This is a genomic window from Streptomyces sp. NPDC048258 (genome assembly GCF_043201995.1).
Taxonomy (GTDB): domain Bacteria; phylum Actinomycetota; class Actinomycetes; order Streptomycetales; family Streptomycetaceae; genus Streptomyces.
Genome location: NZ_JBICZH010000003.1, coordinates 606,811 through 615,643 on the forward strand (window position 1 = coordinate 606,811; position 8,833 = coordinate 615,643).

The 8,833-nt window shown below is 72.9% G+C and carries 8 protein-coding genes and 1 pseudogene; 1 reads left to right on the top strand and 8 read right to left on the bottom strand.

All coding sequences use genetic code 11. The features are described from left to right. Positions 1-4 precede the first annotated feature (4 nt). Genes ACGFYQ_RS10260 through ACGFYQ_RS10270 form a run of 3 tightly spaced genes read right to left on the bottom strand, consistent with a single transcriptional unit; the run spans position 5 to position 2,822 of the window. Complete coding sequence (locus ACGFYQ_RS10260; protein ID WP_393741959.1) at positions 5-523, bottom strand: O-acetyl-ADP-ribose deacetylase; 519 nt, start codon at positions 521-523, stop codon at positions 5-7. Further along, positions 523-1,941, bottom strand: a complete 1,419-nt coding sequence (locus ACGFYQ_RS10265; protein ID WP_393741961.1) for a phytoene desaturase family protein — start codon at positions 1,939-1,941, stop codon at positions 523-525. Before ACGFYQ_RS10265 ends, ACGFYQ_RS10260 begins: the two co-directional genes overlap by 1 nt. A gap of 59 nt (positions 1,942-2,000) precedes the next feature. After that, entirely contained in the window at positions 2,001-2,822 is an 822-nt protein-coding gene (locus ACGFYQ_RS10270) for an inositol monophosphatase family protein (protein ID WP_393741963.1), read from the bottom strand. A 180-nt stretch (positions 2,823-3,002) separates the two neighbouring features. Here ACGFYQ_RS10270 and ACGFYQ_RS10275 point away from each other — a divergent pair, with 180 nt between their 5' ends. After that, positions 3,003-3,473, top strand: coding sequence for a hypothetical protein (locus tag ACGFYQ_RS10275; RefSeq protein WP_393741965.1), 471 nt, complete (start codon positions 3,003-3,005; stop codon positions 3,471-3,473). Here ACGFYQ_RS10275 and ACGFYQ_RS10280 read toward each other — a convergent pair. The 5 genes and pseudogenes from ACGFYQ_RS10280 to ACGFYQ_RS10300 all read right to left on the bottom strand — a co-directional run. Next, positions 3,463-4,464: a TIGR03842 family LLM class F420-dependent oxidoreductase gene (locus ACGFYQ_RS10280; protein WP_393741967.1), complete on the bottom strand. Its 1,002-nt coding sequence runs from the start codon at positions 4,462-4,464 to the stop codon at positions 3,463-3,465. The two genes, ACGFYQ_RS10275 and ACGFYQ_RS10280, sit on opposite strands and share 11 nt — an antisense overlap. Positions 4,465-4,476: 12 nt before the next feature. Continuing rightward, complete coding sequence (hydA, locus tag ACGFYQ_RS10285) at positions 4,477-5,877, bottom strand: dihydropyrimidinase (RefSeq protein ID WP_393741969.1); 1,401 nt, start codon at positions 5,875-5,877, stop codon at positions 4,477-4,479. Between the two features lie 10 nt (positions 5,878-5,887). Beyond that, on the bottom strand, positions 5,888-7,183 hold the full coding sequence (locus tag ACGFYQ_RS10290; RefSeq protein WP_393741971.1) for an aspartate aminotransferase family protein: 1,296 nt from the start codon (positions 7,181-7,183) through the stop codon (positions 5,888-5,890). After that, the gene (locus ACGFYQ_RS10295; protein ID WP_393741973.1) at positions 7,180-8,022 is read right to left on the bottom strand and encodes a nitrilase-related carbon-nitrogen hydrolase; all 843 of its coding nucleotides are present in this window, start codon (positions 8,020-8,022) and stop codon (positions 7,180-7,182) included. Before ACGFYQ_RS10295 ends, ACGFYQ_RS10290 begins: the two co-directional genes overlap by 4 nt. Positions 8,023-8,189: 167 nt before the next feature. Further along, positions 8,190-8,833 (bottom strand): annotated as a pseudogene (locus ACGFYQ_RS10300) (hypothetical protein); the annotation flags it as partial.

The following is an 8,833-nucleotide window of genomic DNA, read 5'->3' on the forward strand; positions in this document are numbered from 1 at the left end:
TCGCCTACCGGGCGGCCTCGACCGCCGCCTCGAAGGCCGCGTAGGCCGCCGCGTCGAAGAGCACGAACCGGACCTCGTCCACCTCGGTCCGGGCGGCCCGTACGGTCTCCACGGCGATCCGCGCCCCGTCGTCCATCGGCCAGCCGTAGATCCCGGTGGAGATGGCCGGGAAGGCGACCGTACGGGCACCCAGCTCGTCGGCGACCCGCAGGGATTCGCGGTAGCAGGAGGCCAGCAGCGCCGACCGGTCATCCTCCCGCGACCAGACCGGGCCGACGGTGTGGATGACGTGCCCGGCCGGGAGCCGGCCCGCGGTGGTGGCGACGGCCCGGCCGGTGGGCAGGCCCTTGCCGTAGTGCGAGCGGCGCAGGTCCTCGCAGGCGGCGAGGATCTCCGGCCCGCCGCGCCGGTGGATGGCGCCGTCGACCCCGCCACCGCCGAGCAGGGAGGAGTTCGCGGCGTTGACGATCGCGTCGGCCTTCTCGGCGGTGATGTCGCCGAGGACCAGGGTGATGCGGGGCATCAGGTGTCCTTCCGCAGGTGGCGCCAGACCGCCTTGGCGGCGTTGTGGCCGGACATGCCGTGCACGCCCGGGCCCGGCGGGGTCGCGGAGGAGCAGATGAATACGGCCGGGTGGGGGGTCGTGTACGGGGAGAGGGAGAGCTTGGGGCGCAGCAGGAGCTGGAGCCCCGAGGCGGCGCCGCAGGCGATGTCCCCGCCGACGTAGTTGGGGTTGCGGGCGGCGAGCTCGGGCGGGCCGGCCGTGGCACGGGCCAGGACCAGGTCGCGGAAGCCCGGCGCGAAGCGCTCCAGTTGGCGTTCGACGGCGTCGGTGAGGTCCCCGCCCCAGCCCGCCGGGACATGCCCGTACGCCCAGAACACGTGCTTGCCCTCGGGGGCCCGGCCGGGGTCGGCGAGGCTGGGCTGCGCGGTGATGAGGAAGGGGTTGCGCGGGGCGCGGCCGCCCGAGGCGAGTTGCAGGGCGGCGTCGATGTCGCGGGTGCGCGGGCCGATCTGGACGGTGCCGGCCCGGCGCGGTTCCTCGGCGGTCCACGGGACGGGGCCGTCCAGCGCGTAGTCGATCTTGAACACGGCGGCGCCGTACTTGTAGCCCTCGTAGGCCCGGCCCAGGCGCGCGATCCGGGCCAGCGCGGTCGGCGAGGTGTCGAAGACGTACGCGCGGGCCGGCGGGAGGTCGTCGAGCCGCTTGACCTCGAAGCCGGTGTGGATGGTGCCTCCGAGGTCGCGCAGGTACCCGGCGAGCGCATCGGAGATCGACTGCGAGCCGCCGCGCGGCATGGGCCAGCCGTTCGCGTGCGCGGCCAGGGCGAAGACCAGGCCGACGGCTCCGGTGGCGATCCCGCCCAGCGGGGCGATGACGTGCGCGACGAGCCCCGCGAACAGCGCCCGGGCCCGGTCGTCGCGGAAGCGGCGCAGGAGCCAGGTCGAAGGGGGCAGCCCGGTGAGCCCGAAGCGGGCGAGGGTGACGGGATCGCGGGGCAGGGCGGTGCCCGGCAGCGACATGAAGTCCCGGGCCAGCGTGTCCCATTTGCCGAGGTACGGCCCCACGAGCCGGCGGTACGCACCCGCGTCGCGCGGCCCGAAGGACGCCGCCGTCTCCGCGACCGAGCGGGACAGGACGGCGGCCGTGCCGTCGTCGAAGGGGTGCGCCATGGGCAGCGGGGCGTGCAGCCACTCCAGCCCGTACCGCTTCAGCGGCATCGTGGCGAAGACGGGCGAGCCGATGCCGAGCGGGTGCACGGCCGAACAGGGGTCGTGCCGGAAGCCGGGGAGGGTCAGCTCCTCGGTCCGGGCGCCGCCGCCGACCGTGTCGGCGGCTTCGAACACGGCCACCGAGAAGCCGCGCCGGGCCAGTTCGACGGCGGCCGTCAGCCCGTTGGGCCCCGCCCCCACCACGACCGCATCGAGAATCGACGGCACTTGCGACTCCTTCGTCCGGCGGCGCCTGCGTTCCCCAGGATATTCCGGCCGCGCGTTCCCTAACCCCGCAGCAGGTCGCGGATACGGACCGCGGTGGCCTCGTCCCGGCCGACCGCGAAGGGCAGCTCGTTGTCCCGGTCCACCCGGAAGGGGACCCCTGCGACGGTGCTCTGCGCCCCGCCGGCCTCGGCGACCAGCAGCAGACCGGCCGCGTGGTCCCAGGCCGAGGGCCAGGTGAAGGCCAGGCCGTCCATCTCGCCGCGGGCCACCTTCAGGTACTCCAGGCCCGCCGATCCGCACGGCCTGGCCGCCACGCCGGGCACGTCCAGCCGGCCCAGGATCCGCTTGTCCTCCTCGGAGGTGTACAGCGGGTGGGCCATGGCGATCCGCAGCTCGGCGCCCGGCTCGGGCGAACCGCAGTGGATCCGCTCGCCATTGACGTACGCGCCCTGCCCGCGCACGGCGGTCGCCAGCTCCTCCCGGGCCGGGGCGAAGGTCCAGGAGGCGAGGATCTCCCCGTGGTGGGCCAGCGCCACCAGGGTGCAGAAGGCGGGGTCCCCGGAGACGAACTGCCGGGTCCCGTCGACGGGGTCCACGATCCATACCGGGGCGTCCGCGCGCAGCGCCGCGTACACGGTCGGGTCGGCGTGCACGGCCTCCTCGCCGACCACGGCCGAGCCGGGCAGCAGCCGGGTCAGGGAGGCCGTGAGGTGCTCCTCGGCCTTGCGGTCGGCGACCGTCACCAGGTCGTGCGGTCCGGTCTTCTCGTCGACCTCGTGGTCGGCGAGCTGGCGGAATCTCGGCATGATCTCGACCGCCGCCGCCTTGCGGACGGCCTCTTCCACATCGGACAGGCCTTGTACCAGGAACTCATCGATCATGCCCCCAGCAAAGCACGCCCGGCCGACAAACCCCACCGACAGTTCCCGTCGGAGGGCTGGACTCCGGGTGGACCGCGGGTGAACCGGCGAGCGGAGGGCGGCATACCGCCTGGTGGGCGCTGTGCGGCCGCGTAGGGAAAGAGTGTGCGGGGATACGGCCCCGGCGGGCACGATGGGGGAATGATCGTATTCCGCTGCGCGCACTGCGGGACGGACCTGTCCGTGCCGGTACGGCAGGTCCCGCTGCCCCCGGAGGACGAGGTGCCGCTGCCCTTCCAGCTGCCCGACGGCGAGGACTGCCCGCCGCGTCTGGCGCCGGGGACCTTCGCCTACGATCCGCGGCCGTCCCGGTTCGCCTGGGGCCGGGCGCCCAAGGGCACCCCGGCCCCCCGCGTCACCGACGGCGCCATGCGGAGCGCCGTGCTCAGCCCCGAGGACGTCCGCGGGGTCGAGCCGGTCCCACGGCGGCGGCAGGGCTGCTGCGGGCCGAGCGGCTCCCAGGGGCCGAACCTCGTCTGCGCGGGGTGCGGCGCCGAGGTCGCCGTCGAGACGGCCGACTGCTACACGATGCAGGAGATCGTGCTGGACCCGCGGTTCGCGGAGGCGGTCGCCCGCCCCGCACGACCGCGCGTGCCCGGGGTCAGCTGTTGAGGGCCGGGATGATGTGAGTGCCGTAGGCGTCGATCGTGGACTCCTTCGCGTCGTGCATGTCGTAGAGGGCGAACTGGTCGACGCCGAGGTCGCGCAGGGCGCGCAGCTTCTCGATGTGGGCCTCGGGCGGGCCCAGCAGGCAGAAGCGGTCGACGATCTCGTCGGGGACGAAGTCGGTGGACGGGTTGCCGGCCCGGCCGTGGTGGCTGTAGTCGTAGCCGTGGCGGGCCTTGATGTACTCGGTGAGTTCCTCGGGAACCATCGAGGAGTGCTCTCCGTAGCGCGAGACGAGGTCGGCGACGTGGTTGCCGACCATGCCGCCGAACCACCGGCACTGGTCACGGGCGTGGGCGAGGTCCGTGCCCACGTACGCGGGGGCCGCCACGCAGATGGTGATCTCGGCCGGGTCGCGGCCGGCCGCCGCGGCGGCGTCCCTCACCGACTTGACCATCCACTCGGTGAGGTAGGGGTCGGCGAGCTGGAGGATGAACCCGTCCGCCTTCTGCCCGGCCAGGGCGAGGGCCTTCGGACCGTACGCGGCCATCCACACCGGGAGTTTCCCGTCCCGGATCCAGGGGATGCGGATCGGATTGCCGTCGACGACCGCTTCGCGGCCCTCGGCGAGGTCGCGGATCACCTCGATGGCCTCGCCGAGCCGGGCCAGGGTGTTCGGCGCGCGCCCGGCGACCCGCATCGCCGAGTCCCCGCGCCCGATCCCGCACACGGTGCGGTTGCCGAACATGTCGTTGAGGGTGGCGAAGGTGGAGGCGGTGACCTCCCAGGTGCGGGTGCCCGGGTTGGTGACCATCGGCCCGACGTGCAGTTTTCGGGTGTGCTCCAGGATCTGGCTGTAGATGACGAACGGCTCCTGCCACAGCACGGCGGAGTCGAAGGTCCAGCCGTAGCGGAAGCCGTTGCGCTCGGCACGGCGCATGAGACTGATGACCTGCGAAGCGGGCGGATCGGTTTGCAGGACGAGGCCGAAGTCCATGACGGACACTCCTTACAGGTACTGGCAGGTGGAGCGGGGGACGAAGACCCCGTGGCCGGCCCGGCCCGTGTACTCGCGCCGGTCGATGACGAGTTCGCCGCGGGAGAGCACGGTGTCGACGCGTCCGGTGATCCGCTTGCCCTCGTACGCCGAGTAGTCCACGTTCATGTGGTGCGTCTCGGCGGAGATGACCTGCTCGGCGTGCGGATCGTAGAGGACGATGTCGGCGTCGGAACCCGGCGCGATGGTGCCCTTCTGCGGGTAGAGGCCGAACATCCGGGCCGGGGTCGCGCAGGCGATCTCGATCCAGCGGCGGCGGCTGATGTGCCCGTCCACGACGGCCTGGTGGAGGAGGTCCATGCGGTTCTCCACCCCCGGCAGCCCGTTGGGGATCTTGGAGAAGTCGCCGCGGCCCAGCTCCTTCTGGCCTCGGAAGCAGAACGGGCAGTGGTCGGTGGAGACCACCTGGAGGTCGTTGGTCCGCAGCCCCCGCCACAGCGCCTCCTGGTGCTCGCGGGGGCGCAGCGGGGTGGAGCAGACGTACTTGGCGCCCTGGAAGTCGGGCTCGGCGAGGTTGTCGGTGGACAGGAAGAGGTACTGCGGGCAGGTCTCCCCGAAGACGGGCAGGCCCTTGTCGCGGGCGGCGGCGAGCTCGGCCACCGCCTCCTCCGCCGAGACGTGGACGACGTACAGGGGAGCGCCCGCGACCCGCGCGAGCTGGATGGCGCGGTGGGTGGCCTCGGCTTCGAGGAGCACCCTGCGGACCTCGCCGTGGTGGCGGGGGTCGGTCTCGCCTCGGGCCAGGGCCTGTTCGACGAGGACGTCGATGGCGATGCCGTTCTCGGCGTGCATCATGATCAGCCCGCCGTTGGCGGCGCCGCGCTGCATGGCGCGCAGGATCCGCCCGTCGTCGCTGTAGAAGACGCCCGGGTAGGCCATGAACAGCTTGAAGGAGGTGACCCCCTCGCTCACCAGGAGGTCCATCTCCTTGAGGGTGCCCTCGTTGACGTCCGAGAGGATCATGTGGAAGGCGTAGTCGACGGCGCACTTGCCGTCGGCCTTGTCGTACCAGGTGTCGAGGCCCTCGCGCAGGGAGTGGCCCACGCTCTGCACGGCGAAGTCGACGATGGTGGTGGTGCCGCCCCAGGCGGCGGCCCGGGTTCCGGTCTCGAAGGTGTCCGAGGCCGCGGTGCCGCCGAAGGGGAGTTCCATGTGGGTGTGCGCGTCGACCCCGCCCGGGATGACGTACTTCCCGCTCGCGTCGATCGTACGGTCGGCGGTCCAGGCCTCGGCGGCGGCCGAGCCGTGCGCGGCCAGGGCCGCCACGCGGCCGTCCTCGATCAGGACGTCGGCGTGGAGTTCGTCGGCGGCGGTGACGACCAGGCCGCCGCGGATCAGGGTGCGGATGCTCATCGGAATCCCCCTACTGGATGCTGCGGAGCGCCTGTTCGAGGATCTCGGCGCCCTCTTCCGCCTCGGCGACGGTCAGGGAGAGCGGCGGCGCGATGCGCAGCACGCTGGTGTTGTACGCGCCGCCCTTGCCGATCAGCAGGCCGCCCGCGCGGGCGGCCTCCAGGACGGCCGCGGCCGCGTCCGGGTCGGCCTGGTCGGTGCCGGGCCTGGTCAGCTCCAGGCCGGCCATCAGACCGCGGCCGCGTACCTCCCGTACGGCGGGGACGTGGGCCGCGATCGCGCGCAGCCGCTCCAGCAGCAGGCCGCCGACGCGGCGGGCGTTGCCCTGGAGGTCGTGCTCCAGCAGGTACGCGAGGTTGGCGGAGCCGGCCGCCATGGTGACCGGGGAACCGCCGAAGGTGGAGATGGAGTTGGAGTCCAGGCAGTTCATCACCTCGGCGCGGGCCACGACCCCGCCGATGGACATGCCGTTGCCGATGCCCTTGGCGAAGGTGAGGATGTCCGGCGGCCCGTTCTGGGCGTGGGCCTGCCAGCCCCAGAAGTGCTCGCCGGTGCGGCCCCAGCCGGTCTGCACCTCGTCGCTGATCCACAGGATGCCGTGCCGGTTCAGGACCTCGCGGAAGGCCCCGTACAGGCCGTCGGGCGGGGAGGTGAATCCGCCGACGCCCTGGATCGGCTCGGCGATGAGCGCGGCCACTCCGCCGCGGGCCTGCCCCAGTACGTCCTCCAGGTCGGCGACGGCGGCGGCGGTGAACGCGGTGTCGTCGAGGTGGGCGAAGGGGCCGCGGGTGCGGACGGCGCCGTGGACGTAGTACGTCTGGAGCGGGGAGAGGCTGGTCGGGGACCAGCCGCGGTTGCCGGTGACGGAGACGGCGGAGAAGGACCGGCCGTGGTAGCTGTTGCGCATCGCCAGGATCTGGTTGGAGCGGCTGTACGTCGTCGCGAGCAGCAGGGCGGTGTCGTTGGCCTCGGTGCCGGAGGTGGTGAAGAAGACCCGGGCGTCGGGGATGCCGGACAGCGCGGCGACCCGCTCGGCCAGCTCCACCATCGGGCGGTTGAGGTAGAGGGTGGAGGAGTGGATGATCCGCCCGGCCTGTTCGGAGACGGCCTTGGTGACCTCGGGCAGGGCGTGGGCGGTCATCGTGGTGAGGATGCCGCCGAAGAAGTCGAGGTAGCGGTTGCCGTCGGCGTCCCAGACGTGGCGGCCCTCGCCGTGGGTGAGCTCGACGGGGCGGTCGTAGTAGAGCGCGAGCCAGTCGGGCAGGACGGTGCGGTGGCGGCTGTGCAGGGGAATCGGGTTGGTCACGGCTGTACGAGCCCTCCGTAGGCGTCGGGGCGGCGGTCGCGGTAGAAGGCCCACTGGTCGCGGACCTCCTTGATCAGATCGAAGTCGAGGTCGCGGACGAGGAGTTCCTCCTCCTTGTCGCTGGCGACGTCGCCGACGAACTGGCCGCGCGGGTCCACGAAGTAGCTGGTGCCGTAGAAGTCGTTGTCGCCGTACTCCTCCTGGCCGATGCGGTTGATCGCGGCGATGAAGTACTCGTTGGCGACGGCCGCGGCGGGCTGTTCCAGCTGCCACAGGTAGGCGGAGAGGCCCCGGTGGGTGGCGGAGGGGTTGTAGACCAGCTGGGCTCCGGCCAGGCCCAGTTGGCGCCAGCCCTCGGGGAAGTGGCGGTCGTAGCAGATGTAGACGCCGATCCGGCCGACGGCGGTGTCGAACACCGGCCAGCCGAGGTTGCCCGGGCGGAAGTAGTACTTCTCCCAGAAGCCTTTGACCTGGGGGATGTGGTGCTTGCGGTACTTGCCGAGGTAGCTGCCGTCGGCGTCGATGACGGCGGCGGTGTTGTAGTAGAAGCCCGCGGACTCCAGCTCGAAGACCGGTACGACGATCACCATGCCGGTCTCGCGGGCGAGGTCCTGCATACGGCGGACGGTCGGGCCGTCGGGGACGGCCTCGGCCCAGCGGTAGTGCTCGGGCTCCTGGACCTGGCAGAAGTAGGGGGCGTTGAACACCTCCTGGAAGCCGATGATCTTCGCTCCCTGGGCGGCTGCCCGCCGGGCGTGCTCCTCGTGTTTGGCGATCATCGATTCGGTGTCTCCGGTCCAGGTGGCCTGGACCAGCGCGGCGCGGACGACTTGGGCCATGAGCTGCTCCTCGCGACGGGAACGCCGAGTTCTACGCACGTAGACGGTGTGCGTAGGGAGTAGAACGTAGGCCTCGTCACAGCGTGGGGCAAGACCGCCGTGCGCGGTTGGAGTAGTCGATCAGGTTACGTCGCCCCGTGGTCGATTGCGGTCAGGAGACGGGCGGTTTACGCCGTGGCGATCCCTGCCACGCGGAAGGCGTGGGCCAGGTCGCGGTGGCGGGTTCCGGACAGCGCCGCGGCGGCCTGGAGCAGGCGCGGGGCGAACCACTGCGGATCGCGGCGGGCGAGGGCGGCCGCCTCCTCCGCGGTGCGGACCCGGACGAAGGCGCCGAGCAGGGCGTCGGCCTCGCGGGTCCGGCCGGCCCCGCCGAGGGCGAGGGCCGCCTCGGCGATCTCGGCGGTGGGGCGGGCCACGCCCTGGCGCAGCAGCGCGTCGCTGTCGGCCTCCCGGCCGGCCTCGCCGAGGGCGGCCGCGGCCGCCGCGAGCCGCTCGGGCGGGAGCGAGGCCGCCTCCCACAGCAGGGTGGCCCAGTCGGCGGCGAGTCCGGCGCGGGCCAGTTGGTCGGCGAGGCCGGGCAGCCGGTCCGCGGGCCAGGCCGCGACCTCGCAGAGCAGCGCGTGCGCCTCGCCACCGCGGCCTCGCGCGCGCAGCGCGATCAGCTCGCCGACGACGGCCCGCGTGCTCCGTGCCGGCGGCGCCGGGCACGCCTCGGCTTCGCCGGCCCCGGGGAGACCCTCGGCCCCCCAGACCCCGGCGGGGGACGCCTCCGCCGGCTCAGGACCGACTGCCGAGTGAGCCCAGGCCTCCG